Origin of the sequence: Kribbella kalugense, from assembly GCF_004365875.1 — a bacterium.
In the GTDB taxonomy this organism is placed as follows: domain Bacteria; phylum Actinomycetota; class Actinomycetes; order Propionibacteriales; family Kribbellaceae; genus Kribbella; species Kribbella kalugense.
Genome location: NZ_SODF01000002.1, coordinates 180,814 through 206,990 on the forward strand (window position 1 = coordinate 180,814; position 26,177 = coordinate 206,990).

27 protein-coding genes and 2 tRNA genes are annotated in these 26,177 nt (G+C 66.9%); 5 read left to right on the forward strand and 24 right to left on the reverse strand.

The window, feature by feature from the left end; genetic code table 11:
- Nucleotides 1–220: 220 nt before the first annotated feature.
- Genes EV650_RS18445 through EV650_RS18455 form a run of 3 tightly spaced genes read left to right on the forward strand, consistent with a single transcriptional unit; the run spans nt 221 to nt 2,861 of the window.
- Nucleotides 221–1,600 (forward strand): NsdA family TPR-like regulatory protein, encoded by a 1,380-nt coding sequence (locus EV650_RS18445; protein ID WP_202874754.1) that lies wholly within the window; start codon nt 221–223, stop codon nt 1,598–1,600.
- Nucleotides 1,597–2,220: a 2'-5' RNA ligase family protein gene (locus EV650_RS18450; RefSeq protein WP_134120293.1), complete on the forward strand. Its 624-nt coding sequence runs from the start codon at nt 1,597–1,599 to the stop codon at nt 2,218–2,220. The genes EV650_RS18445 and EV650_RS18450 overlap by 4 nt, the downstream gene beginning before the upstream one ends.
- Nucleotides 2,217–2,861: a hypothetical protein gene (locus tag EV650_RS18455; protein WP_134120294.1), complete on the forward strand. Its 645-nt coding sequence runs from the start codon at nt 2,217–2,219 to the stop codon at nt 2,859–2,861. Before EV650_RS18450 ends, EV650_RS18455 begins: the two co-directional genes overlap by 4 nt.
- Here the strand turns inward: EV650_RS18455 and EV650_RS18460 are convergent.
- From EV650_RS18460 to EV650_RS18500, 9 genes are all read right to left on the reverse strand, one after another.
- Complete coding sequence (locus EV650_RS18460; protein ID WP_134120295.1) at nt 2,855–5,071, reverse strand: FAD-dependent oxidoreductase; 2,217 nt, start codon at nt 5,069–5,071, stop codon at nt 2,855–2,857. The two genes, EV650_RS18455 and EV650_RS18460, sit on opposite strands and share 7 nt — an antisense overlap.
- An 11-nt stretch (nt 5,072–5,082) precedes the next feature.
- Complete coding sequence (locus EV650_RS18465) at nt 5,083–5,970, reverse strand: MurR/RpiR family transcriptional regulator (RefSeq protein WP_134120296.1); 888 nt, start codon at nt 5,968–5,970, stop codon at nt 5,083–5,085.
- A gap of 11 nt (nt 5,971–5,981) precedes the next feature.
- Nucleotides 5,982–6,800 (reverse strand): carbohydrate ABC transporter permease, encoded by an 819-nt coding sequence (locus EV650_RS18470; RefSeq protein ID WP_134120297.1) that lies wholly within the window; start codon nt 6,798–6,800, stop codon nt 5,982–5,984.
- Entirely contained in the window at nt 6,793–7,722 is a 930-nt protein-coding gene (locus tag EV650_RS18475) for a carbohydrate ABC transporter permease (protein ID WP_238174307.1), read from the reverse strand. The genes EV650_RS18470 and EV650_RS18475 overlap by 8 nt, the downstream gene beginning before the upstream one ends.
- Complete coding sequence (locus tag EV650_RS18480; RefSeq protein WP_238174308.1) at nt 7,722–8,981, reverse strand: ABC transporter substrate-binding protein; 1,260 nt, start codon at nt 8,979–8,981, stop codon at nt 7,722–7,724. The genes EV650_RS18475 and EV650_RS18480 overlap by 1 nt, the downstream gene beginning before the upstream one ends.
- Before the next feature lie 215 nt (nt 8,982–9,196).
- The gene (locus EV650_RS18485; protein ID WP_134120298.1) at nt 9,197–10,048 is read right to left on the reverse strand and encodes a type IV toxin-antitoxin system AbiEi family antitoxin domain-containing protein; all 852 of its coding nucleotides are present in this window, start codon (nt 10,046–10,048) and stop codon (nt 9,197–9,199) included.
- A gap of 149 nt (nt 10,049–10,197) precedes the next feature.
- Nucleotides 10,198–11,223, reverse strand: a complete 1,026-nt coding sequence (locus tag EV650_RS18490; RefSeq protein WP_238174309.1) for a UDP-N-acetylmuramate dehydrogenase — start codon at nt 11,221–11,223, stop codon at nt 10,198–10,200.
- The gene (locus tag EV650_RS18495; protein ID WP_134120299.1) at nt 11,220–11,621 is read right to left on the reverse strand and encodes a MaoC family dehydratase; all 402 of its coding nucleotides are present in this window, start codon (nt 11,619–11,621) and stop codon (nt 11,220–11,222) included. Before EV650_RS18495 ends, EV650_RS18490 begins: the two co-directional genes overlap by 4 nt.
- Nucleotides 11,618–12,040 carry an FAS1-like dehydratase domain-containing protein gene (locus EV650_RS18500; protein ID WP_134120300.1) on the reverse strand — a complete coding sequence of 141 codons (423 nt, stop codon included), beginning with the start codon at nt 12,038–12,040 and terminating at the stop codon, nt 11,618–11,620. Before EV650_RS18500 ends, EV650_RS18495 begins: the two co-directional genes overlap by 4 nt.
- 69 nt (nt 12,041–12,109) lie before the next feature.
- Between EV650_RS18500 and EV650_RS18505 the strand changes: the two genes are divergently transcribed.
- Nucleotides 12,110–12,850 (forward strand): DUF3175 domain-containing protein, encoded by a 741-nt coding sequence (locus EV650_RS18505; RefSeq protein ID WP_238174310.1) that lies wholly within the window; start codon nt 12,110–12,112, stop codon nt 12,848–12,850.
- Nucleotides 12,851–12,907: 57 nt separating this feature from the next.
- Here EV650_RS18505 and rpmG read toward each other — a convergent pair whose 3' ends face one another.
- From rpmG to EV650_RS18525, 4 genes are all read right to left on the reverse strand, one after another.
- Nucleotides 12,908–13,075 carry a 50S ribosomal protein L33 gene (gene rpmG, locus EV650_RS18510; RefSeq protein WP_130384703.1) on the reverse strand — a complete coding sequence of 56 codons (168 nt, stop codon included), beginning with the start codon at nt 13,073–13,075 and terminating at the stop codon, nt 12,908–12,910.
- A gap of 63 nt (nt 13,076–13,138) precedes the next feature.
- A tRNA-Met gene (locus EV650_RS18515) sits at nt 13,139–13,215 on the reverse strand.
- 44 nt (nt 13,216–13,259) lie between these two features.
- Nucleotides 13,260–13,332, reverse strand: a tRNA-Thr gene (locus tag EV650_RS18520).
- Nucleotides 13,333–13,467: 135 nt separating this feature from the next.
- Nucleotides 13,468–14,409, reverse strand: a complete 942-nt coding sequence (locus EV650_RS18525; RefSeq protein ID WP_134120301.1) for an NAD-dependent epimerase/dehydratase family protein — start codon at nt 14,407–14,409, stop codon at nt 13,468–13,470.
- Nucleotides 14,410–14,531: 122 nt separating this feature from the next.
- Between EV650_RS18525 and EV650_RS18530 the strand changes: the two genes are divergently transcribed.
- Nucleotides 14,532–15,164, forward strand: a complete 633-nt coding sequence (locus EV650_RS18530; protein WP_134120302.1) for a DUF899 family protein — start codon at nt 14,532–14,534, stop codon at nt 15,162–15,164.
- On the opposite strand, the gene EV650_RS18535 is transcribed toward EV650_RS18530, so the two are convergent.
- From EV650_RS18535 to EV650_RS41485, 11 genes are all read right to left on the reverse strand, one after another.
- Entirely contained in the window at nt 15,161–16,207 is a 1,047-nt protein-coding gene (locus EV650_RS18535; RefSeq protein WP_134120303.1) for an LLM class flavin-dependent oxidoreductase, read from the reverse strand. The genes EV650_RS18530 and EV650_RS18535 overlap by 4 nt on opposite strands.
- On the reverse strand, nt 16,204–16,983 hold the full coding sequence (locus EV650_RS18540) for a DUF1684 domain-containing protein (RefSeq protein WP_134120304.1): 780 nt from the start codon (nt 16,981–16,983) through the stop codon (nt 16,204–16,206). Before EV650_RS18540 ends, EV650_RS18535 begins: the two co-directional genes overlap by 4 nt.
- Entirely contained in the window at nt 16,980–18,065 is a 1,086-nt protein-coding gene (locus EV650_RS18545) for an LLM class flavin-dependent oxidoreductase (protein WP_134120305.1), read from the reverse strand. Before EV650_RS18545 ends, EV650_RS18540 begins: the two co-directional genes overlap by 4 nt.
- On the reverse strand, nt 18,055–19,929 hold the full coding sequence (locus EV650_RS18550) for an FAD/NAD(P)-binding protein (RefSeq protein WP_134120306.1): 1,875 nt from the start codon (nt 19,927–19,929) through the stop codon (nt 18,055–18,057). Before EV650_RS18550 ends, EV650_RS18545 begins: the two co-directional genes overlap by 11 nt.
- A complete protein-coding gene (locus tag EV650_RS18555) occupies nt 19,926–21,242 on the reverse strand; it encodes an NtaA/DmoA family FMN-dependent monooxygenase (protein ID WP_134120307.1) in 1,317 nt (438 codons plus the stop codon). Before EV650_RS18555 ends, EV650_RS18550 begins: the two co-directional genes overlap by 4 nt.
- Complete coding sequence (locus tag EV650_RS18560; protein WP_134120308.1) at nt 21,239–22,222, reverse strand: LLM class flavin-dependent oxidoreductase; 984 nt, start codon at nt 22,220–22,222, stop codon at nt 21,239–21,241. The genes EV650_RS18555 and EV650_RS18560 overlap by 4 nt, the downstream gene beginning before the upstream one ends.
- A complete protein-coding gene (ssuE, locus tag EV650_RS41415; RefSeq protein ID WP_134120309.1) occupies nt 22,219–23,274 on the reverse strand; it encodes an NADPH-dependent FMN reductase in 1,056 nt (351 codons plus the stop codon). Before ssuE ends, EV650_RS18560 begins: the two co-directional genes overlap by 4 nt.
- Nucleotides 23,275–23,283: 9 nt before the next feature.
- On the reverse strand, nt 23,284–24,225 hold the full coding sequence (locus EV650_RS18570) for an ABC transporter substrate-binding protein (RefSeq protein WP_134120310.1): 942 nt from the start codon (nt 24,223–24,225) through the stop codon (nt 23,284–23,286).
- Nucleotides 24,225–24,977, reverse strand: a complete 753-nt coding sequence (locus EV650_RS18575) for an amino acid ABC transporter ATP-binding protein (RefSeq protein ID WP_134120311.1) — start codon at nt 24,975–24,977, stop codon at nt 24,225–24,227. The genes EV650_RS18570 and EV650_RS18575 overlap by 1 nt, the downstream gene beginning before the upstream one ends.
- Nucleotides 24,974–25,867, reverse strand: coding sequence for an amino acid ABC transporter permease (locus EV650_RS18580; protein ID WP_134120312.1), 894 nt, complete (start codon nt 25,865–25,867; stop codon nt 24,974–24,976). Before EV650_RS18580 ends, EV650_RS18575 begins: the two co-directional genes overlap by 4 nt.
- Before the next feature lie 97 nt (nt 25,868–25,964).
- Nucleotides 25,965–26,039 carry a putative leader peptide gene (locus tag EV650_RS41485; RefSeq protein WP_355483003.1) on the reverse strand — a complete coding sequence of 25 codons (75 nt, stop codon included), beginning with the start codon at nt 26,037–26,039 and terminating at the stop codon, nt 25,965–25,967.
- Nucleotides 26,040–26,177 lie beyond the last annotated feature (138 nt).

Genomic DNA, 26,177 nt, shown 5'->3' on the forward strand with positions numbered 1-26,177 from the left:
TTGCCCCGACGTGCCCCGCTGCGATCACGCTCAGCGAGCGGACCTACGGGCCATCGGCAGGACCGATGCGGCATTCCGGCGCCACATTCCTTCCGGCCGAACGGCCAAAAACCCTTTTCCAGCAGTGTTTTCGGGGCAGATCGGGGCATGCCGGGGCAGATCATCCACAGGGGCCTATTTCTTGGTCGCAGAGGGTGTTCGGCGTCTTACAGTTACCGCCATGTCAGAGCCCAACGAGTTGCTGCGCGCGGCGCGAGAGCGCACACCGTCTCGCCTCGCGCCGGGCGAACACATGTCGCGGGCCGAGCTCGCCGACACCATCTGCGCCTGGCTCTGGGACACCACCGAGATCAAGTACGAGCTCGACGGCCACTACATCGCCAAGCTCGAACGCGGCGCCGTCCGCTGGCCAGGTGCGGCGTACCGTTCCGGCCTGCGCCATGTCCTCGACGTTGCCGCCGACAACGAACTCGGATTCTTCCCGCCGTCCGGCGCCTCTCCGATCGAGCCGGATTCGGTCCCGCCGTCGATGGTCGGCCACGACGACGACCTGATCAACGCGGGCGACGAGTCCATCGCGCTGTTGTCCTTCGCCGAGGAGTCGAACGTCGGAGAGCTCACCGTCGAGCAACTGCAGGCCGACATCGAGCGGATCGCCCAGTCCTATCTCCGTACGCCGACCAGACCGCTGTTCGCCAAGAGCCGTGCGATCCGGGACCGTGCCTTCGGACTGCTGGCCGGCAATCAATCCCCCGGCCAGTCCCGCGACCTGTACTCCGCAGCCGGTTGGGCGATCACTCTGCTCGCCTGGATGTCGACCGACCTCGGCCGCCCGGACATCGCCGAAGGTCACACCAGGACTGCCTGGGCCTGCGCCGAGGCCGCAGATCACGACGTACTGCGTGGCTGGATCCGCGCCACCCAGCACACGGCCGCCTTCTGGCAGGAAGACTTCTCCCGGGCCGCGGCCTACGCCGAGGACGGACTGCGGTACGCCGCCGGTACGTCGCGACTCTTCCTCGCCAGCGCCGCGTCCGTCGATCTCGCCCGCGCAGGCCGACCGGACAAGGCCCGCGAGCTGCTCGACCTGGCCCGCACGCTGGCTGTCCATCCGGCGGAGTCCGAGCCAGGCGGCGTCCTGATCTGTACGCCGGAGCGCGCCGAAGGACTCTGGGCCGACACCCACCTGGCCTTCGGCGAAGCACAACGCACCGCGGATCAGGCCGATCACAGTGTCGCCCTGTTCGAGGCAGCGCCGTACTCACTCCGAAACCTCGGATCCGAACGCATGGCCCGATTGCAGCAGGCGAAAGCACGCCTGCTGCTCGGTGAGCTCGACGGTGCACTAGAGGCCGTCGAGCCGGTGCTGCAGACCCAGATGGAGTACCGCGTCCGCCCGCTGATTCAGCGCCTCGCGGAGGTCGCGGCCCTCACGTCGCCGTACGCACGGAGCCCGAAGGGCCGGATGTTGCGGGAGCGGATCGCCGAGTACATCCAACGCCCGGGACACCTGATGTCACCTCATCGGCGGATCGTCGCGCCGCCGCAAACCACTCCGCAAATCCATTTGGTACGACGTTCGAGAGAGGACCAGGAATGATCAAGGAAGTTCGCGATCACTGGTACTGGCGCCCCAACTGGCGACCCGGGCGGTCGTTCTACACCTGGCACATCGTCTTCCCGAACGACCCGGTGCTACTCGACCTGCACGCGGAGTACCAACGGCTGGTCGAAGCGCTGCCAGGCATCACGCCGGTCTCACCGCAGTGGCTGCATCTGACCATGCAAGGCATCGGGTTCGCCGACAAGGTTCCGCAGGCGGATCTTGATCCGATCGTCGAGGCCGCGCGACAGCGACTGGAGCACTTCCGGCCGTTCGAGATCCGGATCGGTCCGGCTGTCGTCGATGCCGAGAGTCTCCAACTCCCCGTCACGCCCGTCGACCGAATGCGCCGACTTCGCGATCAGCTGCGGGCTGCCGTCACCGACGTCTGGGGCCGGGATTCCGTCCCCGAGCTGCCAGAGCTCGATCCGCACATCTCCTTGGGCTACTGGAACGAAGTCGCCCCGGCCGAACCACTCAGGCAACGCGTCAACGCCCTCGGCGGCGGACTCGCGAAGACCGAACTGACCAGCGTCGCCCTCATCAACCTCAACCGGGACCACAACCAATACGAGTGGACCACGTACGCCCGCGTCCCTCTCGGACTGGCCGAATGAACGCGACCACGCCCTTGTCCGGCGACACTGCCGCCCTGGTCATTCGCGCTCTCCTGGACTTCCGAAGCCTGTGGACAACGCATGATCTGGTGACGACGAGCGGCGTTCCGGGGCCTGCGGTACGCCGCATTGTCGACCGACTCGAGCAGGAAGAGCTCGTCCAGCGCCACGCCCCAGGAGTCGTCGCCGTGCCGAGTTGGATGGCGCTACTCCGCCGGTGGAACCAGGAGTTCCGCTTCGGCCGTGACAGCCGACTGACCTACTGGCGCAGCAAGCACGGCGTCCAGGCACTCATCGATCAGATCCCGACCACGCCGGTCCGGCACGCGCTCAGCGGCGCCCGGGCAGCGCAACTCTGGGCTCCGGAGACACCGAGCGGGCCGACCGTGATCTACACCCCGGACGCTCGGGCAGCAGCCACGGTGTGGGAACTCGTGCCGGCAACGAGCAAGTCCATCATCCTGGCCGAACCGACGGCCGACGTCGTCTACGCGCGCTCTCGGAAGACCACCACCGGCCTTCGCCTGGCCGCACCCGCCCAAGTTCTCGCGGACCTTCTGACGGGCGCGGCCGCGGCGCAGCGCGTTGCCGATCCACTGTCCCGCTGGATGCAGGACAACGAACTCGAATGGCGTTATTGACCGTACGCGCGGATTGAGACGACGTGGGCTCGGGGGGAGCCGTTGGTCGAGTGGGCGGTTAGGCGTAGGTGGGTTGCCTGGGTTGGGGTGTCCAGGCGGTGGCGTTGGGTGCGGTGGTGGTTGGCGGTGACCTTGGCGATCGGGTGCCAGTCTTCGGTGCCGTTGCGGGCTTCCAGGACGTAGTCCGCGAGGAGGGTCGGTAGGGATTCGAAGGGGGTTCGGTGGTGGTGGAGGTTGATCAGGTCCTCTTGGACATCCGCGTCGAGGACGACCACGATCTCCGCGAGTTCGACCGGCTCGGGCCACTGCAGTTCTAGCCAAGGGTTCGGGTCCCAGGCGAGGTCCTCGGAGGACCAGAGGTTCGGTCCGCCGTACGGGCGGGAGTAGCCGCCGACCACCTTCGAGGCAGAGTACGCCGACGTCTCGCCGAGCCGGATGCAGAGCCCGCCGCGCGGCAGGATGTGCTTCCAGGCACGGAACTGTTCGGTCCACTGCTCATCCGAAGCCGGATCGCGGTGAGTGAAATGCACCATCCCGGGCAGCCCGGCCGACGCGGTGTGAACCGTGATGTCCGGCGTCTTCCGCAGTACGACGAAAGCGTTCGAAGCGGTCGCTGGATGCCAGGTCAACGGCACCTGGATCCAACGCTTCTCGCCGGCGGGGACCTCGATGGTGCAGGAGTCGACAAGCTTGGCCGGGAGGTAGTTCTGCGGTTTGACCGGGTCGTGCAGCTCGACGGTCAGCGAACCGCCGGCCGAGTCGACGAGCAGCTCGAAGCCGTCCAGGGCCGGGTCGACAGGGATCACCATGCCGACGTCGCTCGTCAACGGGAGCGTGCCGGCCGACACCTCGACAGCCGGCCGGGTGAGGGTCGACGAGGCGGTGACGGAAGCAGTCAGTGCAAGGTTCGCAGGATCGTCGTCGATCACACCGAGGACCGATGAGTCGGCCCGGGTTAGTGCGTGCCTGACCAGGTCAGACTTTGAGCGAGCCAGCTCCCGCGGCGTCAATCCGTTGCGCAGGGCAACAGCTGCGCCGATCCCCGCGGCTTCACCGAGCAGAGCACAGGTCGCCATCACACGCGTCGTACCGAACGCTACGTGACTAGCGCTGATGTTGCGGCCGGCCATCCACAGGTTGCGGACGTTGCGTGAGTACAGCGATCGCAGCGGGACGTGATAGTTGCCGTCCGGGTGCCAGTGCTTCGACCCCTTCTCCGTCGCGTAGACGCCACCCGGCGGGTGCAGGTCGATCGACCAACCACCGAAGGCCACTCGATCCTCGAATGGCGTCTGCTCGAGTACGTCGTGCTGGGTCAGGACGTGGTCGCCCAAAAACCGCCGGTACTCGCGCTTCCCGGGCACGGACCCGATCCACTCCAAGGTGAGCGTGTCCGCGTCGAAGCGCCCGGAATTCTTGATGTAGTCCCAGATCCCGTACACGACGGCCTGCAACTCGTCCCGGATCGCCTCGTTGTCGTCGACGACGTCGAGCGAGCCGCCCCACTCGATCCACCAGAACGCGCACCCGTTCAGGTCCGTCCGGATCACCCGGCGGTCCGGGATCGCGGTCTCGGTGACGTCCCGCGCGAACGACGGCGGCACGAACCGCACCGGCTCCCCCGCGTCCTTGGTGTAGAAGAGGATCGTGCTGCCGAGCGTGTTCGAATCGGGTACGAGCGGCGCCCACGACTCGTCGTACTCCGATCGTGGTTCGCGACCGGTGTGGAATTCCGCGCCGGCGAGAAACCCGACCAGCCCGTCACCCGAGCAGTCCAGGAAGACCGGGCTGACGAACCGGATCTCCTTCTCCGATCCCATCTGCCACCCGGTCACCGACCGGATCTCGCCGTCCGAAGCATCGATCGCACGGACGTCGGTGTTCAAGTAGACGGAGATCAGCGGCTCCGCGCGGACGGCCTCCAGGAGCACGAGATCCCAGTAGTACGGGTTCCCCAGCGGGTTCTGGTACTGGTTCTCGACGAACAGCTCACCCATGATGCCGGTCTCGCGCGCGAAGCTCTGGACCCCGTGCCCGGTCGCGCCGCACACCCACACCCGCACCTCACTGGACGAGTTCCCGCCGAGCACCGGCCGGTTCTGCACCAGCGACACGGTGCTCCCCTGCCGCGCGGCGCCGATCGCCGCGCAGATCCCGGCGAGCCCGCCGCCGACGACGGTCAGATCGGTCTGGACCTCGAGCTGCTGCATGCACAAACCCTTCAGCTATCTGGATGTACGACGGGCTGTCCCGGCCCGTTCGGGTGATTGGCGGTCAGGTGATCAGGCACCCGCTGCGCGACCAGGACGAACAACAAGCCGGCCGTCAGTACGTCGCTAGCCCGGCCGGCGAAGAACTCAGTCCAGGTCGACCCGTTCGGCGTACCGGTGTCAAAGGTGACGTCGGCCAGCCGGCCTATCGGTGAGTCGGCCACGCCGGTGATGACGACGGTGAGCGCACCTTCCTCGGCGGCCCGCTTGACGTAGTCGAGCGTGGTCGGATCGTTCCCCGACCGCGCCACCGTCAACGCGACATCGCCCGCGCCGAGCAGGCCGGCGCCGATCTGCGAAGACTGCGGTCCGTCGAAGAACCACACCGGAATCCCGATCCGCAGCAGCCGGATGTACAGCTCGCGCGCCGGGACCGCGTCCCCCCACTCCCCATAGATATGGGTACGGCGAGCGCCCGCGATCGCGTCCGCGACCCGGGTCGCAGCCGGCAGGTCGATCGCCGCCAACGCGTTGCGCAGTGCGTTCGCCTGGGTCGACGCCAGCACGTTGAGCACCTGCTCAGGCGGGTCCGCCGGGCCGATCGCCATACCGATGTCGCTCGCCCACCCGGCCTCCAGACCGCGGCCGACCTCCATGGCCAGCGCCGCCCGCAAGGCCGGGTACCCGGCGAACCCGAGATGCGTGGACAACCGCGTCACGGTCGCGGCCGAGGTCTGCGCAACCCCGGCCAGCTTGGTGATCGACCCGCGCGCGACCTCGTCCGGGTTCGCCAGGATGTGCTCGGCGACCCGCTGCATCGCGCCGTTCAGCTCGGGCAGGGCTCGCTTGACCAGCTGCAACGGACTCGGACTGCCGGCTCGCTCCATCAGGGATTCCATTCCGTGATCAACTATTTGATCCCAGTGTGAGTCATCGCCGCGATGAACCGGCGCTGCAGAACGACGAAGACGATCAGCACCGGAACGATCGAGATCACCGACGCGGCCATGGTCAGACCGGGTGCGATCTGGCCTTGTTCGTCGACGAAGTTGGTCAGGCTCAGCGGCAGCGTGTACCGATCCGGATTGCTGATCAGCACCAGCGGGGTCTCGTAGTCGTTCCACGACCAGACGAACGCCAGGATGCCGAGCGCACTCATCACCGGTGTTGCCAACGGCAAGTAGATCCGGGTGAACACCCGCCACTCGTTCGCCCCGTCCATCCGGGCCGCCTCGGCGAACTCGGCCGGCTGACTGATGAAGAACTGCCGCATCAGGAACGTCCCGAGCACGGTGAACATCCCGGGCAGGATCAACGCCCACAACGTGTCGTACAGCCCGAGCTTCTGGAAGTAAATGAACCGCGGCACCAGCAACAACTGCGCCGGGATGATCGCAGTCGCCAGATACAGGAGGAACAGTTTGTCCCGCCCCTTGAACGACATCCGCGCGAAGGCATACCCGGCCATCGTCGCGGTGATCAGCTCGCCCGCAACCCGCAGTACGGCAACGAACACCGAGCGGCCGAACGCCGGGAGTACCGAGGTCGCCCCGGTCAGCACCGTGCTGAAGTTGTCCCACTGGAACGGGTTCGGGATCCACTGCATCGGGATCTTGTACGCGTCCACGTCCGGCTTCAGCGCGGTCGAGATCATCCACGCGAACGGCGCGAGGAACGCGATCGCGAGGATCCACAGCGGGATTCCCCACAGCCACTTCGACTTAGTCATTGAGGGCCCTCCCTCGCTGCGCCCGCCAGGTGAGCAGAGTCAGGACGAGTACGCCGACGAACGTCACCAGGCCGATCGCCGAGGCATAGCCGAATCGGTAGAACTGGAAGCCTGTTTGGTACATGTAGTAGGAGATCGTCGTGGTCGCGTCGCCCGGACCACCCGCGGTGATCAGCGCGATCAGGCCGAAGCCCTGTGACGCACCGATGATCAGCGTGACCATCAGGAAGATCGTTGTCGGCAGCAACGACGGCCAGGTGATCACCCGGAACTTCGCCCAGGCCGAGGCGCCATCGATGTCGGCTGCTTCGTACAGCTGCGCCGGAGCATCCTGCAGCGCCGACAGGTAGATCAGCGAGCAGTACCCGACCCCGCCCCAGATCGCCATCACAATCAACGCCGGCAGCGCCCAGTGCGACGACGCGAACCAGCCCGGCTGGATGCCGAAGGCGTCGAGCACCTGGTTGACCAGGCCGGCCTTCGGGTTCATCAGCATCAGCCAGGTCATGCCGATCGCGACCACGTTGACGATGTACGGCAGGAAGAAGATCGCCCGCAGTACGGCGCGACCCGGGAGCGGGCGGTTGAGCGCGATGCCGAGGGCGAGTCCGAGTACGACGGTCAGTGGGACGGACACGACGACGTACACGAGGGTGAGGCCGATGGCGTGCCAGAAGCCGGGATCGCGGGCGATCGCGACGAAGTTGTCAATGCCGTTGAACGTGATGCCGCCGAGGCCGGAGACCAGGTTCCAGTCGGTGAAGGCGAGCACGACCACACTGATCAACGGGATCAGGGTGAACGCGATCACGCCGAGCAGGTTGGGCGCGATGAACAGGAACCCGATCCACCCGCTGGGCTTGATCCCCGGCGCCTTCTCGGTCCGGACCCTTGAGGCGGTGGCGATTGTGGCAGTGGCCATCAGGGCCTCCTCTCGTTACGGGCGATCGCTGCATCGGCAAGCCGCCGTACCTCACGGATCGCGACCCCCGGATCCTTCTCGCCCAGCCAGCACAGGTCGCGCTGCTGCTTCACGGCGAGGGTGATCTCCGGGAACCCGGTCAGCCGGGTGTCGGTGGCGAGCTTGGGGTCCGCCTCCAGTACGACGCGGCGGAACGAGTCCATGTCGAAGTACTTGTCCGGCTCCTTGCCGAGCATGCCGGTGATCACCTGGTCGTCGGTGACGCCGCCGAGCGCAGGCAGCTTGCCGCCCTTGAGCATCGGCGTCGCACCCTCGGTCAGCCAGAACTTCACGAACGCCCAGGCCGCCTCGAACTTCGGCGACTTCGGGTTGATCATGATGAAGTTGCTGAACGAGCCGCCGTTCCAGTCCTTGCCGTCGACGGTCGGCGACGGGGCGAACGCGACCTTGAAGTCGTGCGGGTACTTCTTCGCGTCGTACAGGTAGCGCAGGTTGAACGGCGCCGTCGACCAGAGGTGGAACTCCTCGGTCAGGAACGAGTTCTGCTGGTAGGCGTCGAGATGACGGGCGAGTACTTCGGTCCACGGGAACGCCGTACCGTCGGCGATCATCTCGCGGCCGAGCCGGAAGCCTTGCTCGAAGTGCGGGTCGCCGAAGTTCGACCGGTTGCCGTCGTACCAATAGTTGGGGCCGAGGGCGATCCGGGCGACGTCGGGGACCGTGTAGGCGCCGACGGTCTTGCCAGTCGTCAGTTGCTTGGCCGTACTGCGGAACTCGTCGATCGTCCAGTCGTGCGGGAGCTCGACGCCGGCCTGTTGCCGGAGCTTCTCGTTGAACAGCACGAAGAACGGCTCGCGGGCGGTGGCGAGAGCCTTGACCTTGCCGTTGTCGATGTACGACCGCGGCTGCACGGTGTCGAGGAACACCTTCAGCTCCGGGTCTGCGGTGACCCGATCGGTCAGGTCCGCCGCCAGTCCGGACCCGGCCCGCAGCGCGAGCGCGCCCTGCGAGTACGTGAAGTACACATCGATGTCGACGCCGCCCTGGAGGGCCGTGTCGAGCTTGAGGTTGCCGCGGTCGTCGTTCACGAACCGCGTGTAGTTCACCTTGTACTGCGGAAACTTCTCCTGGAACGCCTTCACCACATCACCCGGCCCCGAGGCCGCCGGCACCCCACCCCACACCTGCAGAGCCCCAGACCGCCCGCCATCACCACCGGAACACCCCGGCACCACAGCAGCCGCCAGCCCTGCCCCCACCCCGGCCAACACCTCCCGCCGAGAAAATCTTTTGCGCCTCACACTCCACCTCCCACCAGATCTCGCAAAAGATTAGCCAATCAACCCCCAATTGCCTACCCCCACTGCAAATCTTTTTCAGAGATTCCTAACGACAGGAGGTAGTGCATCAGTAGGACCGTCAGAGCCGTTCAGCCACCGTGAGCCCACGCCGGATACTGGACTACCTCCTGTCGTTAGCGGCTCCGAACCGCGCTCCGGATGCTCTCGACCACCCAGGCTGGATCGCCGATCACCTGCTGATAGGTGAACCGGAGTACGAGCCAACCGGCGGTGACCAGATCGTCGTACCGCCGGCAATCCGCAGCGAAAGCCGCCGGGGAACCGTGGAACTCGTACCCCTCTGCCTCCAGAGCGATCCGGGCCGGTCGATGACCGAGGTCCACCCGAGCCCAGGTCCCGGCGGTGCGGACAACGACCTGCGGCTCGAACCCGTCAATCCCCGCGCAGATCAACAGACTTCGGAGCATGGACTCGAGGAAGCTCTCCGACAGCCTGGTGGCCTCGGCCGCAACCCGCACCGCGTTCGGACGGCCCGGTCCGCGCATTGCGGTGGCTGCGGCCTCCAGTTCATCCTTCGTCAACTTGCCGGTGCCGAGCGCCGCGTCGGCGACCGCAAGGGCCTCGCCGAACGGCAGGATCCGGGCGCAGTCGAGCACCGTTCGTTGCAGGGAGGTCAGCCGAGCCGCTCGCTCAGCAGACGAGACCGCAGCCCAGTGCAGCTCGGCCGGGCGGCCCGGCCGAGGTCTGCGCTGTGCAGGAACGATGATGTGCGGCTTCTCCGGCTTGGTGAGCACCGGCAATCCCCAGCCGACCGCCGCGCTGGTGTGCGAGACAACCCCGTCGTAGGCCACTGCAGCGAGTTGCTCCGGCCCCAGAGCCGTCAGCCCATAGACCCCACGAGCGAGCCGCTCGACCTCGCCTCGCTGCACTGCCGCCTTCAGGGCGCCAGACGACGCCAGCCCGGTCAGTTCAGCGGTCGTCGCACAGCCTCCGAGCCGGGCGAGGATCTCGACGACAGAGGTCACCCAATGATCCTGCGGGATTCGGCAGGATCGCGGCTGGCGTTATCCACAGGGCCGCTAACGACAGGAGGTTGTCAGGTCGGCGAGCCGTCTGCAGACTCGGCTGGCCGCCGGGAGCGCCCGTTTCGGGCACTACCTCCTGTCCTTACGGCTCAGAGGGTGCAGTTCACTAGGACTGGTTCGTTGGTGAGGGTGATGTTGAAGGAGTGGTGGACCTGGGTGCGGACGTGGGTGGCGAGGGTTAGGAGTTCTTTGGCCGTCGCGGTGCCGCGGTTGGTGAGGGCGAGGGTGTGTTTGGTGGAGACGGCGGCGGCGCCGATGGTGAAGCCTTTGGAGACGCCGGCGTGCTCGATCAGCCAGGCGGCGCTGGTTTTGACTCGGCCGTCCGGTTGGGGCCATTGGGGGGCGCCGGCCGGGACCTCGGCGGGGGTGTCGAGGATCGGGTTGGTGAAGAAGGAGCCGGCGCTCCAGGTGTCGTGGTCGGCTGGGTCGAGGACCATGCCTTTGCTGCGGCGGAGGCCGAGGACGGCTTCACGTACGTCGGTCATCGGGGCGCGGGAGCCTGGTTCGACGTCGAGTACGCGGGCCAGTTCGGCGTACCCGACCGGCGCGGACAGATCGCCGATCGTCAACTGGAAGGTGACCTCGAGTACGACGTACCGCGATGGGTCGGCCTTGAAGCGGGAGTTGCGATAGCTGAATCCACACTCCGCCGCGAAGATCGTCTCGAGCCTCCCAGCAACCCGGTCCCATACCCGGACGGAAGCGATCGTCTCGGCGACCTCGTGTCCATAGGCCCCGACGTTCTGCACCGGCGTCGATCCGGCCAGCCCGGGGATCCCGGACATCGACTCGAGTCCGCTCCACTCCTCCGCGATCGCACGCTGTACGACGCCGTCCCAGTCCTCGCCGGCCGCAACGTGCACCATCGCCCCGGAGCACAGGTCAGACTCGACCCGGATGCCGGAAGTCGCGATCTTGACGACGGTCCCGCGGAATCCGTCGTCCCCGATCACCACGTTGCTGCCGCCCGACAGCAGCAGCACCGGCTCCCCGGCGGCATCCGCGTCGCGGACCGCGGTGATCAGGTCGTCCTCGGTGGTGACCTCGATGAACTTGTCGGCCGACCCGCCGATCCGCAGCGTGGTGTAGTCGGCCAGCGACACGTGCGTTCTCACCGGACCCGCACGACCGCCCTGGCCCGGCCGAGCACCTTCTCCTCGCCCGCCACCGCGGTGATGTCGATCTCGGCGCGTCCGTCCGCGACCTTGTCGACCTTCGCCGAGAACGTCACGCTCGCACCCTTGTCGTCATCCGGTACGACGACCGGCTTGGTGAACCGTACGCCGTACTCCAGCAAGTCAGCCGGGTCGGAGATCCAGTCCGTGACGACCCGCACCGCGGACGCCATCGTGAGCATCCCGTGCGCGATCACGCCGGGCAGCCCGAGCGCGGCCGCCATCCGGTCGCTCCAGTGGATCGGGTTGAAGTCGCCGCTCGCACCGGCGTACCGGACCAGGTCCTCGCGCCGGAGGGTGACGGTCAGCGGGGGAAGCTCGGTGCCTACCTCGATCATGCGTCCGCCCGGTTGTGCGAGATCGTGGAGGTCGACGTCGCGATCGGGTCGCCGTCGACGGTGGTCAGGGCGGTCTCGTACATGATCACCTCGACGTCACCGGCCTTGCGCACGGTGGTGATGGTCGCGGTCGCGGCGATGTCGTCGCCGGCCTTGATCGGGCGGGTGTAGCTGAACTTCTGCGCGCCGTGGACGATCCGGTCCAGCCGCAGGCCGAGCTCCTCGTCGTTCAGCAGCTGCTCCAGCGCACGGCTGCCGAGCATGAACGCGAACGTCGGTGGTGCGACCGCGTCAGCACCCCGGTACGCCGGGTTGGGATCGCCGATCGCGTCGGCGAACTCCCGGATCTTCTCCCGGCCGACCTGATAGGACTCGGCGGCCGCATAGCTCCGGCCGACCATCGTGGCGTCGATCGTCATATCCCGGAAGCCTACTGGCAGACTGTTCCAAGGGTTTCCGCCGCCCATGAAGCCAGGAAGGTTTGATCGGTGACGGCAGTGGCGGCGCTGGGGAAATACGCCCCGAGGTACAGGCTGGAGATCGGTGCGCCGGAGGGCGACGACTGGTTGCGAGTGGACCGGATCCTGGAGCCGGGTAGTCCTGAGCTGACCGAGCTGCTCAAACGCGACGATGAGGCCAGCAACCACCGGTCCGCCCACGCGAACGCGCTCAGCATGCTGTCGTTCTACGCCGGTCGCGCACCGGCCGCCGCACTGCTGTTCTGGGCGCTGGAAGGCCGCGTCCTCGACATCCGCCCGCAGAACCTCTGGGTCCGGCCGCACGACGGTCACGGCATCGCGGCAGTCGCCGTACGCTCCGCCGACTTCCTCCCCGGCGGGCTCGACACCCTGTACGACGTGGTGCTGCGGCAGCACTTGCTCCCGCTGTCCGAGGAGCTGCACCAGCGGACCCGGGCCGGGATCCGTCAACTCCACGGCGGGGTCGCGGCTGGGTGCGCGATGGGGTTCTGCGCGGCGACCCGGGAGGAGGTCACCGTGGAACCGGCGTACCTGCTCGAGCGGTGGCGGACCTTCGTGGCCAAGGCCGGACTGGCCAGGCTCGGCGACGTCGAGGTCGCCGCTGGGAAGCTCGTCTACCTGCGCAACACGTGCTGTCTCTATTACACGAGCGAGGTCGGCAAGGGCACGCTGTGCGGCTCGTGCTGCCTCACTCCGCGTGACGAGCGTCTCACCGCGTACGAGCGCGGCCGCCCGATCCTGACCGTCTGACAACACGACGAAGGGCCGCTTCGGCAATCCGAAGCGGCCCTCGCGGAGAAGCTGAGGTCAGCGGGTCTCGCGGTGGTCCGTGTGGTCGTTGCACCGGTGGCAGTACTTCTTCAGCTCAAGACGATCCGGGTCGTTCCGCCGGTTCTTCTTGGTGATGTAGTTCCGCTCCTTGCAGACCGTGCACGCCAGGGTGATCTTCGGGCGAATGTCGGTTGACTTGGCCACTGCTGCCTCTTCTGTTCAGGAGTGCGCAACTGAGGTGATCGCACTCTCGAGATACTGCGTTGGTGGTAGCGGGGGCGGGAGTCGAACCCGCGACACCACGATTATGAGCCGTGTGCTCTAACCACCTGAGCTACCCCGCCGGGAGAGTTCGCCATCCCACCCGGAGGTGGGATGCCGTGCTCAGAGCCCCTTTACGGAATCGAACCGTAGACCTTCTCCTTACCATGGAGACGCTCTGCCGACTGAGCTAAAGGGGCCGGCCGAGGAGAGAGATTACACGGTCCGCCACCCCGATGTGAAATCGAGCTGGCCACACCCTGCAGGCCCCTCAGTCCGTCCCGGAAATCATACCGGGTCCGCGGCAGTGCTCCTGACCATTTTCAGCCCAGAATTCAGCCCAGTACGGCGTCGTCCGCGGAGAAATCGTCCGAAGCGTCCGCCGGCGGATTCGCCAGGTGCCACCGAACGGAGGTCCGCAGCGTCGCAGCCGGATCCGTCGGCGTCCACCCGAGCACCGTCCGCGCCTTCGACGAGTCCACCTGCAGATGCTGGGTCGGCGCTCCGGTCAGGGACAGATCCTCCGGCAGCAGGTCGTCCCGCACCTTCACCAGTTCCACGTCTGCAGCGTCCGCCGCAGCCAGGATCTGCTCGGCGAACAGCCGGTACGGCGCAGTCGACGGCTCGACCACGTTGAACACCCCTGGGAACTCACCGCCCAGCGCCAACGACACAGCCGCCGCGACATCACCGACGTACACCCGGCTGAAGAGGAACTGACCCGATCCGACCGGGATCCGTCGCCGCCCGGCCCGGACCCGACGCAGGATGAACTCGAACCGCGCCTGGTAGTCGTGCTCGCCGTACACCGCTCCCAGCCGCAGGACGGTCGCCCCACGCGGCAGGTACCGCTCCTCCACCTCCAGGTTCTCGTACTGCGGCCCGTCGACGAACCGGCGTTCGCGCAGCGGTGACTCCTCCGTCAGCGGCAGCGCGTCCGTCGTACGGTCCGAATGCACACCGTCGTACGCACGGTACGCATCGACGCTGGAGAGGGCGATCAGCTTCACCGACTCCCCGACCGCGCCGAGGGCGGCATCGGCGGCGGCCGCGTTCATGCCGGAGATGTCGACCAGGGCCTCGGGATCGAACGGCTTCAGCGCCGCAGCCAGCGCAGCGCCGTCATGACGGTCCACATGGGCGTGCTCGACCTCCACCAACCCCTCAGGCTCGTGGTCGCCGCGGTGTACTACCAGCAGCGAGTGCCCTTCCGCGGCCAGCCGCTCGACCACTGCTCGTCCGATGAACCGAGTACCGCCCAAGATCGCAATCCGCATGCCCCAGTCCTACCGGCCGACCCGGTCTGGGCACAGAGTGGTCTGCGGGCAGCAGAAATCCGGTGTCGAGAACCCGCGACCGGCTTCGTCATACAGATAAAGACCACCTGAAAGGACACACCATGTCTGACCAGAAAGCCCTCCCGCCGGTTGTATCGGCCGAGGAGTGGGAGAAGGCGCGGGCCGAGCTGCTGACCGCCGAGAAGGCCGCCACCCGCGCGGAGGACCGGTTGGCTGCGCAGCGCCGGCGGCTGCCGATGGTTCAGTTCGGCGAGTACACCTTCGCGTCGACGGACGGGCCGGTGACGCTGCTCGACCTGTTCGGGGACCAGCAACAGCTCGCGCTCTACCAGTTCATGCACTCCGGCCCGGACCATTTCTGCCCGGGCTGCACGTTCTTCACCAAGCAGGTCACCGACCTCGACGGACTGAGCAGCAACGGCGTCGCCTGGGCCACGGTGTCGGACATGCCGCTCGACCAGATGGCCGGCTACTGGAAGCGGATGGGCTGGACGGTGCCGTTCGCCTCATCCGCGGGTACGACGTTCTCCGCCGACTGCGGTGCGGGTGGCGGCTTCCTGCTGAACCTGTTCCTCCGCGACGGCGACACCGTCTACCGCACCTACTCCACCGGCCAGCGCGGGGTCGACCGGCTGTTGTTCGGCAACACCATCCTCGACCTCGCGCCGTACGGCCGGCAGGAGGACTGGGAGGACTCACCGGCCGGCTGGCCGCAACACCCGACGTACGGCTAGGTCGACCACACGCGGCTCGGGTACGACGAACGTAGTACCGGCATCACCTCGGTGACGAAGGTCTCCACCGAGGTGCGGTTCTCGTCGTCGGGGAGTCCGGCGACCTCCAGCGAGACGCCGGACAGCTCGTGCCCGAACGCTTCCTGGTATCGGCCGAACTTGTCGATCACCTGCTCCGGCGACCCGACCAGCACCGATCCGCTCTCGAGAAACTCCTCCAGCGTGCGGAACGGCAGCTGGTTGTGCCGAGCCCCTGGTGAGTCCATAAAGGCGTCGAAGATCGGCCGGTACCCCTCGACTGCCTCCTGTGAGCTCTTACGAACGTAGAGCCCGTTGAACCCTGCTCCGACCACAGCAGCCGCCGGATCGCGCCCGTACGCCTCCCAGCGCTCCCGGTAGTGCCGGATCAGCCCGGCGTACTTCTCCAGCGGGTGGAATCCGTTCGCCGAGAACAACGGGTCGCCCCAGCGCGCCGCCAGCTCGGTGGACTCCGTTGACGAGGCAGAGCCATGCCACAACGGGATGCCGTCGGCTCGGTAGGGACGTGGCTGCGTGGTCGCGTCCACCAACGCCGGACGGTACGAACCCGACCAGGAGACCTCGGTCTCCCGCAGCAGCCGCCGGAGCAGCTCGTACTTCTCCCGGTTCCGATCCCACTGCCCGTCGAGCTCGTACCCGAACAGCGCGTTCTGGTCCGGGTCGTTGCCCTTCCCGATGATGATGTCGAGCCGCCCACCAGACAGCTGGTCCAGCGTCGCGTAGTCCTCCGCAACCCGCACCGGGTCCAGCAGCGACAAAACAGTCACCGTGGTCAGCAGCCGGATCCGCGACGTCACCGCGGCTATATAAGACAGCACGACCGGCGGCGACGACGAGATGAACCGCTGTGCGTGCCGCTCCCCCACGCCGTACCCGTCGAAGCCCAGCTCCTCAGCCCACTGCGCCTGCCGCACGACGTGCTGGAACCGCTCGGCCGGCGTCAACTGCACCCCACTGATCGGATCGGGCGAGTTGTCGATCAGCGTGTAGGTACAGAACTTCATCGGACCTTCTTCTCGCCCGCGGTCACCGGCAGACCGAGCCGATTGCCGGCCACCGGCGCCGGGCAGGTCCCGTACGCCGTGAACGCGAACGGCAGGTTGATCGTCCGGTTGAAGTCGATCCGCACCGACCCGTCCCGCCCGACCGGCCCAGTCGTCACCGTCCGCCAGGGCGCAGTCTCCTCACCATTCGTCTTGTCGTGGAAGGACAGGTTCAGTCGCCCGTCCCCTGCTGCGGTGGCGACCAGTTCGTACGCCGTCCCACCCAGCGCCACATGTACCGCGCCGACCACAGTCACGTACTGCCGCAGGTCCTCCCGCGCGGTGGACACCTCCACTCGCTCCGGCGTCGCCCGCGGCGTGAAGTACCCAGTCACGACCCAGCCGTCATCCAGCGGGTACGTCGGAACTCCGGTGAAGTCACGTCGCGTCGCGGCGTTCGGGTCTCGCTGCCGAACGGCGTACCGCCCGCCGCGGAGGACCAGCTCGACCAAACGGTCGCCGTACAACAGCCAGCTGAGCGAACCGGCTTCGGGGACGCTGGCGGACACTGTGCCGTTCACGGGCTCACCGCTGAGTGTCAGCTGCCCATCGGCCGTCACGTGTGCGCGCTCGTCGTCGGCCCACCAGATGCCCGGCAGTCCGGCCAGAGCGACCGGCGTCGTGGGTAGCCAGTCGAATCCGACGATGGACAGCCAGCCGTAGTCCGTGTCCAGGTCGCGTTCCCGCGCCGCATGCCAGGTGGCCCAGTCCTGCTCCAAGTCAGAGATAACAGTCATGACGCCTTCCTCTGTTCGCGGTGGGCTACCTCGGAGCGGACCAGCGGGATGACGTAGCGACCGAAGTCAATCGCGTCGTCGTAGATGTCGTACCCGCGGGCGGAGAAGATCCGGATGCCGAGGTCGTAGTAGTCGAGGAGCGCGGCCGCGATGGTGTCCGGCGTACCGACCAGTGCTGTTGAGTTCCCGCCACCGCCGGTGACGCCGGTCGGCGCGGTCCATAGCGCGCGGTCGTGGCGCTCGCCTTCTGCGACGGCCTTCAGCAGTCGCTGCGAGCCCGAGTTCTCAGGCGTTTTCGAACGGAGACGCGTCGGAGCCGGACCGTTCTTGATCCGGCCGAGGATGCTCTCCGCCTTCTCCCAGGCCAGTTCCTCGGTCGGCGCGATGATCGGCCGGAACGCGATCTGGATGGTCGGCCGGTCCGCACGGCCGGCGCGCGAAGCTTCGGCGTCGATGGTCGCGAGCTGCTCCCGAGTCCCGGCCAGCGGTTCACCCCACAGCGCGAAGATGTCCGCCTCGGCCGCACCGACGGCGTACGCCGCGGCCGACGAGCCACCGAACGAGATCCGCGGCCTTGGCTGCTGCAGCGGCTTGATGTCGGCTACGAAGTTCTCGAACCGGTAGTGCTTGCCGTCGAAGTCGAAGCGCTGATCCGAGGTCCAGGCCTGCTTGAGGATCTGGATGAACTCGTGCGTCCGTGCGTACCGCTCGTCCTTGGTCAGGAAGTCGCCCTCGGCGGCCTGGTCCGCGGTCGACCCGCCGGTGATCACGTGCACCTCGAACCGGCCGCAGCTGATGTGGTCCAGTGTCGCGAACGTCTTCGCGGTCAGCGTCGGGTAGGCGACGTTCGGCCGGTGCGCGACCACCAGGTTGATCCGCTCGGTCCGGCCGGCGACGTACGCCGCGACCTGGGACGGATCGGGCGAGCCCGAGTGGTAGGCGAACAGGATCCGGTCCCACCCATTGTCCTCGTGGGCGCGGGCGAGCTTGCTCGTGTACTCCAGGTCCAGCGGGCCGCCGGTTCGCGGCGTGACCTCGCTGGCCGGGTTGGTCCCGGCGATGCCCAGGAACTCAACTGGCATGACGTTCTTCCTTCCGTACGGTGGGTGCGAGCAGATTGAGCAGGTCCCTGGCTACGGCGTCGTTCTGCCGGAAGCCGGGACCGTTGAAGTGCGGCCGGGAGAACCCGGACGATCCGGCGGATCCCGAGACGGACGGCCCGAGCAGGAACAATGCGTCGTGCGTGGACCCGTCGGACCGGATCGCCCGGCTGTGCGAGTCGGCCTTGAGCTGACCGCCGCCAAGACTCGTCCCGTCACCGGCAAACAGCTCGTCCGCCGCGAGCGCCCCGGAGTCCAGCAGACCACGCAGCAACGGATCGGTTGTCGCGAGTACGTCGGGACGCGGCAACCGCGCTTCAACGAAAGCCCGTGCGTGGATCTCGCCCGCCACTCCGGGGCTGCGGGCAACGAAGTGATCGTTGTCGATGGCAACGTCCAGGTCAGGACCTGCGAACCGAACGATGCCGGCCCGGTGCAGCGCGAGCAGCTCCTCCAGCCGTCGCGGCGGCGGACCACTCGCGACGAACGAGAAGAACCCGTGCCACTCGGTCTCGACCCGCCGGACCCGGTCCTCGTCAGACAGTTGCCCTTCGGTGATTGCCCTGGACAACACGCTGTAGATACTCAGCAACGCGTTGAACACGGCGAGATCCGGCGAGTACGACGGATCCGCTCGGCGCAGCAGATCGTTCTCGATAAGCCTGGTCAAGAACCCCTCGAAGCCCTCGCGATCCTCGAAGAACCGATCCGCCAACGGCCGGTCGACCTCGTGACGAACGAACCGGTCGGCCTGATCCGGCACCGCGGCGGCAACCGCAGTCTCGAAGGCAGGTGACCAACTGTCGAGGACCTCGGCGAAGCGCTCCCACGACCAGCGGGTCCGCTCGGGGTGCGCCGTGAACAGCTGCCGATAGTGCGCGAACGCCAACTCCTTCTCGATCAACGGCTGTACGTCGCGATCGAAGTCCAGTACGCCGTTGCCGAGAGCATCCTTGGTCAGATAACGGGTGGGGACCGGCTTCGTACCGGCCACGGTGTAGCCGAGCTTCGCGTGGTACGGGACGCCTCGGCGCGAGCCGACGTACAGGATCGGCTCGTCGCCCGACGGGTGGTACTTGAGCAGCCCGTCGCATTCGTCGTACCAGCCGCCGCGGCCCTCGGTGAGCAGGACCATCAGGTCGATGAATGCTTGCCCGAAGCCCCGGACGATCACCGAGGACTTAGGCCACAGTCCGTCGAGATCCACGTCCGCGGTGTAACCGGGCGGGATGTAGGTCAGGCCGGCGTCCGTGGCCTGCGCGGCCCACGCCGCTTCCGATGCCGTGGGCAACCGATCGAGGTAGCCGAGGGCAAGGACTGCCGCGTCGGCCGCGATCTCCTGGCCGGACTCGAGAATCACCCGCTGGTCCGCGGTGAGCTCGACGGCCCGCTCGCGATGGGTGGTCACGGTCGCGGGGAGATCGCGGACGACGCGCTCCCAGACCCACGCCAGGTACTCCGCCTGTACCAGACGCGGCGGGAAGTCCATCGGGCCCGGTTGCTCGAGCCCTGCCTTCTCCAGGATCACCGCACCCTCACCGGCGACCCAGGTGGCGAGATCCGGACCCGGCACGATCGGCCCGTCGCACTCGACCGATTCGTCGGTGAAGATCGTGACGTCCGAGGTCATCGAGTTCATCCACAGCAGCCGGGACTGCTCCCGCCGCCAGATCCGCCCACCGCCGGCCGGGTACGGATCCACCACGTGGATGTGTACGTCGCGTCCATCGAGCAACTCCGACGCGTTGGCGGCGAACCGCTCGAGCAGCCCGACCGTCCGAGGCCCACCGCCGACGAACACGACCGTCGCGGCCGACTTCCACGGATGCAGGTCAGCCACAGTCATGCCTGAATCCCGAGGTGATGACGAAGGGTCGTGCCCGAGTACTCACTGCGGAAGACCCCGCGATCACGCAGCAGCGGGACGACCCGGTCGACGAAGTCGTCGAGTCCACTGGGCGTGAGGTGCGGGACCAGGACGAAGCCGTCCGCCGCGTCCTCCTGAACGTGGCGGTTGATCGCGTCCGCGACCGTGCTGGCCGACCCGACGAACGTCTGCCGGTTCTGCTGATTGATGACGGTCTGGCGCAACGACCAACCATGAGCCTCGGCCTGCGCACGCCACTCCGCGACGATCGGGAACGGGTCGTTGTACCCGACCCGCCCCTGCGTCACTGACGAACCCACCACCGGATCCTCGGCAGGCAACGGCCCATCCGGGTCGTACGCCGAAAGGTCGCGGCCCCACAGCAGCTCGGCCAGCACGAGTGCGGTCGGACCGGAGACCTGCTGCTCCCGGATGTACGCCGCCTTCTCGATCGCCTCGTCGTCCGTGTCGGCGACCACGACCGTCACCGCTGGCATGATCTTCAGCGACTCCTCGGTCCGTCCGTACTTCGTCAGCCGCGACTTCACGTCCTTGTAGAAGGTCTGCCCGGCCTCGAACGTCCCGTGCCGACTGAAGATCACGTCCGCACTCGACGCGGCGAACTCCCGTCCTTGGTCGCTGTCGCCGGCCTGGATGATGACCGGCCGACCCTGTGGCGACGGTGGCAAACCGAACCGTCCGCGAATATCGAAGTGATCGCCTTCGTCCGCGAAGATCCCAGCGCCCTCGCGGGCGAACACGCCTGCCGCCTGGTCGAGGACCAACTGGTCCGCGTCCCAGGAGTCCCAGAGCTTTCGCACGATCCGCAACGACTCCTGCGCGCGGACGTAGCGATCGGATTTGTCGAGGTACCCGCCGCGGCGGAAGTTCTCGCCGGTGAACGCGTCCCAGGACGTCACGACGTTCCAGGCCGCGCGACCGCCGGAGAGGTGATCGAGCGTCGACAGCCGCTTCGCCAATTCGTACGGCTCGTTGAACGTCGAGTTCACCGTCGCCGCCAGACCGAGGTGCGTGGTCACCGCCGCAAGCGCACTCAGCACAGTCAGCGATTCCGGTCGGCCGACGACATCGAGGTCGTGGATCCTTCCCTTCACCTCGCGCAGCCGCAGCCCCTCGGCCAGGAAGAAGAAGTCGAACGTCCCGCGCTCGGCCGTCTCCGCCAGCTTCCGAAACGACGTGAACTCGATCTGTGAGCCCGCCGCCGAGTCGGACCAAACGGTCGTGTTGTTCACACCCGGGAAGTGCGCAGCCAGATGGATCTGCTTCGTCATCGTCCACTCCCCGCATATCTGTTGCCTGGTCGCTGCAACCCGAGCCGCCCGCGCAAACTCCCACCGCGGTCAGCCGGCCCAACCAGTCCGCGTTCCCGCAGCAAAGGCAGCAACTCGTCGGCGATCACCGGAACGTCCAGCTCGAGCGACGCCGGCCGGAGGTGTACGCCGTCAACGCCCGCCGCGGCCCAACCCTCGATCCGCTCGACAAGTCGTTCAACACCCTCGTCGTGCGGCCGAACCCGCACCGAAACAAGCTGTAGTGCGTTCACCTGGGCGGGGAGGTCGTCGGAGTCCGGGAGGAAGACCAAGTCGGCGTCGACTTCCAGCGCCTCGGGGCTGTTCACCCGGACCGCCGTGATCGGGTAGCCCTGTGGTGGCCGCGGGACGATCGACGGGCCTTTGATGCTGAACGACGGCGACTCGAAGTCGACGTAATGCAGCTTTTCGCGATCGACGTACCGCCCGGTGGCTGCGTCGCGGATGATCGCGTCGTCCTCCCACGAGTCCCACAACCGTCGGCTCACATCGACGACGTACCGCGCCTCCCGCCACGTCTCGGCAGCGGGCGCCGGCGGGCGCCGACCGATCACCGCAGCGGCCTCGGCCGAGCTGGAAACGTCCGCGATCCACCCACCCCGACCGCCCGAGATGTGGTCGAGCGTGGCGACCGATGCCTGGACGTGGAACGGCTCGGTGTGCGTGACCGTGATCGTCGGCAACAACCCGATCCGCTGCGTCACCGGCGCGATCCGCGCAGCCAGCCCAAGCGCGTCGAGCCGAACACTCACCTGATCGGGTACGTCGTCCGGCGCCTCGAGCGCATCCGCAAAGGTCGCCAGATCGATCCCGGCCGCCTCGGCTCGCTGGACTGCGCGCAGAGCGAGCTCACCAGTGAGGATCGCCCGCGGATCAACCTCCGACCCACGCCAAGCCGCCGGGTCGCCGCCTGCTCCATCGATCTCGATCGCGGTGATCATGATGCTTCCTTCAAAGCAAGCGAGATCTCTTTGAAGAAAGGCAACGGACCGATCGACTCCGGATCTGCCTCGGTATCGAACTGCGGTTGGAAACCAGCCGCCAGATACAACGACGCCGCCTCGGGCTGACGCGGTCCCGTCGTCAGATAGAGCCGCCGATACCCGAGATCGAGAGCAGCCGCCTCCAGTTCCGCCAGCACGCGGCGGCCGAGTCCTTGCCGTCGATGCAGGTGCGACGTCCACATCCGCTTCACCTCGGCGGTCTCGTCGTCATACCGACGGATAGCGCCCCCGGCAACCGTCAGACCGCCGTACCGCAGGAGGACGAACGCGCCACCGCGCTCGAGGTGGAAATCGGACGGCGGTACTTCGGTGAGCTGCGTGTGCGGGTTGGTCCGCCCGTAACGGGTGCTGTACTCGACAACCAGATCCGCGAGCAACGGCGCCGCCTCGGGATCCTCCGGGCGAGCGCGGACCGCCTCGATGGCCGCCGCCTGCACCGGCGTACTCTCCACCGGCTGACCGCCCTCGACCGTCGCGAGGAACGCCTCCGTCACCTGATACAGCGGCACGGACGCAGCCGGATCGAGCAGCAGCCCACCGCCGTCGTACAACCGGATGTGGGAGGACAACACGAACCAGCCCTGGCCGATCGCGCCCGCCCCGAGACTGGTGAGCACCGGGCGGAGCGCGTAGTCGATCACCAGCACGTGCGCCGGCGTACCGCCTGTTGCCAATGGCAACACTGTCTTGCCTTTCAACGCGTACTGCGGAAGAAGGTCGAGGAAGACCTTCAACAGACCGGAGTACGCCGCCTTGTAGACCGGCGTCGTGACCACGACCGCGTCAGCAGCCTCCAAAACTGCGGCCGCGGCGGCGATCGCCGGATGATCGGCCCGACCTCGCACCAACGGCTCGGCCGGAAGGTCGCGGAGCACGATCGGGGTGACGGTGTGGCCGTGGCTGATCAGGCGTTTGGTGACATATTCGAGGACCGCGTCGGTGCGGGACGGGATCGACGGACTGCTGGAGATCGTTGCAATGGTCGCCATTGAGTTCTCCTATTTCTTCGGCAGACCGGGCGGGTTGATCAAGGACTTCGGGACGGCCTCGGCCTGCAGGCCCCACTTGGCCAGGACCTTCGCGTAGCTGCCGTCGGCGATGGCTGCATTGAGTGCATCGGCGAGCGGCTTGACCAGGCCGTCGCCCTTCTTGGTGGTGATGCCGACCAGACCCTGCACGGGGTAGCTGGACGAGACGGTGCCGACGATCTCGGTCTTGCCCTGGGTGGCGACGTGGTACGACGCGTTCGGGTTCGGGCCGAGGTAGAGATCGATCCGGCCGGACTGCAAGGCGAGATAAGTGTCCGCAGCTTGCTGGTAGTACTTGAGGTTCGCGGGTTTGCGACCGGCCGCGACGTTCTGTTTGTTCCAGTCGAGCAGGATCGCTTCCTGCAAGGTGCCGGAGCTGACCGCGACGGTCTTCCCGGAGATGTCGGCCGGGCCGGCGACCTTCAGCCCGGACCCCTTCTTCGCCTCGAAGGCGTGCAGTCCGAGCCGGTACGTCGCGAAGTCGTACTTCTCCTTACGCAGCTCGGAGACGCCGATGTTGGAGATCCCGACCTGGTACTTGCCCGAGTCGAGCCCGAGGAACAGGTTCTCCCAGCTGGTGGTGTCGATCTCCGCCTGCAACCCGAGCACGCTCGCGACCAGGTAGGCGATGTCGATCTCGACCCCGATCGGCGTCTTGTTGTCATCCGCCGTGAACCCGAGCGGCGGTAACCCGCCACCAGCCGACCCGTTTCCAACGACCAGCTTCCCGCTTTCGCGAACAGCTGCAGGCAGCTCGGCGGCGATGCTGTCGACCTTCGCCGACGTGACGTGCTCCTGCTTCGCGGACGTGTCGAAAGCAACCTCGGAAGCTTTCGAGGAAGTATTCGTCTGCGGGTCTGCGCACGCTGCCAGGGTGAACAGGGCGAGGGAAAGGACAAGGAGTCGTTTCATCAGAGAACCTTTGAGATGAAGGCGCGGGTGCGCTCGTGGACGGGGTTGTCGAGCACCTCGCGCGGTGGGCCGGACTCGACGATCCGACCGTCGTCGATGAAGACCACCGTGTCGGCGATCTCCCGGGCGAAGCCGATCTCATGCGTGACGACGACCATCGTGGCGCCGTCGCGAGCGAGCTCCTTGATCACGTCGAGGACCTCACCGACCAGCTCGGGGTCGAGCGCGCTGGTGGGTTCGTCGAACAGCAGGACCTTCGGTTTCAGCGCCAGCGCACGGGCGATCGCGACCCGTTGTTGCTGCCCGCCGGACAGTTGGCGCGGATAGACGTCGGCCTTGTCACCGACTCCGACTCGCTCCAGCAACTCCCGCGCGTACGGCTCGACCTCGCTGCGCTTGCGGCGCTGCGCGGAGACCGGCGCCTCGACGACGTTCTCCAGCACGGTCAGATGCCCGAACAGGTTGAAGGTCTGGAACACGAACCCGACCTGCGACCGCTGCCGGAGGATCTCCCGTTCACGCAACTCGTGCAGCTTGTTCCCGCGCCGCCGGTAGCCGATCAGCTCACCGTCGATCCGGATCAGCCCGCGATCCACCTTCTCCAGATGGTTGATCGACCGCAGCAACGTCGACTTGCCCGACCCGGACGGCCCGAGGATCACCGTGACCGCTCCGGCCGGCACCTCGAGGTCGATCCCCTTCAGTACTTCGAGATCGCCGAAGCTCTTGTGCACACCCTTGACGTCGATCATCGCGCCGTACCCCGGGCGAAGCGGCGTTCCACGTAGTACTGCACGATCGACAGCAGCGTGGTCAGCACGATGTACCAGACCGTCGCGACCATCAGCAGCGGTACGACGCGACCGCTCCGGCCGTAGATCACCTGGACCTGGTAGAAGAGCTCGGGGATCGCCATCACCGAGACGATCGACGTGCCCTTGAACAGGCTGATCACCTCGTTCGCGCCGTTCGGCAGGATCGACCGCATCGCCTGTGGCAGCACGATCCGGAAGAACTGCCGCGGCTTCGGGATCCCCAGCGCGGCCGCGGCCTCGGTCTGCCCGGCGTCGACCGAGATGATCCCGCCTCGAATGATTTCCGCGGCGTACGCCGCCTGATGCAAGGCGAGCCCGAGTACGGCGGCGCCGAGCGGGCCGAACAGGTTGTTCGTACTGAAGTGCACGAACTCCGGTCCGAACGGGATGCCGATGCTCAACTGCTGGTACAGGTAGGCGATGTTGAACCAGAACAGCAGCTGCACGATCAACGGGATCGAGCGGAACGCCCAGATGTAGCCCCAGGCAACTACTTGCAGGAAAGGGCTGCTGGACAGGCGCATCGATGCGAGTACGGCGCCGAGCACGAACCCGAGCACCGTGCCGTACACGGTCAACTGCACCGTTACCCAGAGCGCGGAGAAGATCGTCCTGGTGGCGAAGAACTGGAAGAACGTCGGCCAGTCCCAGCCCGGGTTCGTGGCCAGACCGTGCACGAACATCGCGAGCAGGACAAGCACAACCCCCACGCCGACCCAGCGCCACGGATGCCGTCGGGCGACGATCGGCAGGTCGGTTTCGAGCGGTACTGCGGACGTCGGCGGTCCGGACGTACCGGACACAGACGTGACTGAAGTGGTGGACACGATGACACTCCCTGGCGGTGGGCACGGCGCGGCAGACGTCCGGAACGGACGCCGTCAGCGGGAGGCGAGATAGCTCAGGTCAGCTCGGTCAGCACAGTCAGCGCAGACAGAGTGCGCTGGAGACCCGGAGAAGGTCGATGTGGAGGCGGTAGTACGGCGGCTTGCGCGTCATCCCCGTCTCCTCTCGTAGGTCGTGTCATTTCAGTATGGGACGAGGTTGAAAGATTAGTAACTTGGTCGACAAAGCTCTCAAAATATGGACGCCTTATACCGGTCCGGAAGGGCCGCTCGACGCCAATCGGCGGGTGAT

What these genes read in the sequence shown, in the direction of transcription:
- EV650_RS18445 (WP_202874754.1), top strand. Translation starts at nt 221, where the DNA reads ATGTCAGAGCCCAACGAGTTGCTGCGCGCGGCGCGAGAGCGCACACCG.
- EV650_RS18450 (WP_134120293.1), top strand. Translation starts at nt 1,597, where the DNA reads ATGATCAAGGAAGTTCGCGATCACTGGTACTGGCGCCCCAACTGGCGA.
- EV650_RS18455 (WP_134120294.1), top strand. Translation starts at nt 2,217, where the DNA reads ATGAACGCGACCACGCCCTTGTCCGGCGACACTGCCGCCCTGGTCATT.
- EV650_RS18460 (WP_134120295.1), bottom strand. Translation starts at nt 5,071, where the DNA reads ATGCAGCAGCTCGAGGTCCAGACCGATCTGACCGTCGTCGGCGGCGGG.
- EV650_RS18465 (WP_134120296.1), bottom strand. Translation starts at nt 5,970, where the DNA reads ATGGAATCCCTGATGGAGCGAGCCGGCAGTCCGAGTCCGTTGCAGCTG.
- EV650_RS18470 (WP_134120297.1), bottom strand. Translation starts at nt 6,800, where the DNA reads ATGACTAAGTCGAAGTGGCTGTGGGGAATCCCGCTGTGGATCCTCGCG.
- EV650_RS18475 (WP_238174307.1), bottom strand. Translation starts at nt 7,722, where the DNA reads ATGGCCACTGCCACAATCGCCACCGCCTCAAGGGTCCGGACCGAGAAG.
- EV650_RS18495 (WP_134120299.1), bottom strand. Translation starts at nt 11,621, where the DNA reads ATGATCGAGGTAGGCACCGAGCTTCCCCCGCTGACCGTCACCCTCCGG.
- EV650_RS18500 (WP_134120300.1), bottom strand. Translation starts at nt 12,040, where the DNA reads ATGACGATCGACGCCACGATGGTCGGCCGGAGCTATGCGGCCGCCGAG.
- EV650_RS18525 (WP_134120301.1), bottom strand. Translation starts at nt 14,409, where the DNA reads ATGCGGATTGCGATCTTGGGCGGTACTCGGTTCATCGGACGAGCAGTG.
- EV650_RS18530 (WP_134120302.1), top strand. Translation starts at nt 14,532, where the DNA reads ATGTCTGACCAGAAAGCCCTCCCGCCGGTTGTATCGGCCGAGGAGTGG.
- EV650_RS18535 (WP_134120303.1), bottom strand. Translation starts at nt 16,207, where the DNA reads ATGAAGTTCTGTACCTACACGCTGATCGACAACTCGCCCGATCCGATC.
- EV650_RS18540 (WP_134120304.1), bottom strand. Translation starts at nt 16,983, where the DNA reads ATGACTGTTATCTCTGACTTGGAGCAGGACTGGGCCACCTGGCATGCG.
- EV650_RS18545 (WP_134120305.1), bottom strand. Translation starts at nt 18,065, where the DNA reads ATGCCAGTTGAGTTCCTGGGCATCGCCGGGACCAACCCGGCCAGCGAG.
- EV650_RS18550 (WP_134120306.1), bottom strand. Translation starts at nt 19,929, where the DNA reads ATGACTGTGGCTGACCTGCATCCGTGGAAGTCGGCCGCGACGGTCGTG.
- EV650_RS18555 (WP_134120307.1), bottom strand. Translation starts at nt 21,242, where the DNA reads ATGACGAAGCAGATCCATCTGGCTGCGCACTTCCCGGGTGTGAACAAC.
- EV650_RS18560 (WP_134120308.1), bottom strand. Translation starts at nt 22,222, where the DNA reads ATGATCACCGCGATCGAGATCGATGGAGCAGGCGGCGACCCGGCGGCT.
- ssuE (WP_134120309.1), bottom strand. Translation starts at nt 23,274, where the DNA reads ATGGCGACCATTGCAACGATCTCCAGCAGTCCGTCGATCCCGTCCCGC.
- EV650_RS18570 (WP_134120310.1), bottom strand. Translation starts at nt 24,225, where the DNA reads ATGAAACGACTCCTTGTCCTTTCCCTCGCCCTGTTCACCCTGGCAGCG.
- EV650_RS18575 (WP_134120311.1), bottom strand. Translation starts at nt 24,977, where the DNA reads ATGATCGACGTCAAGGGTGTGCACAAGAGCTTCGGCGATCTCGAAGTA.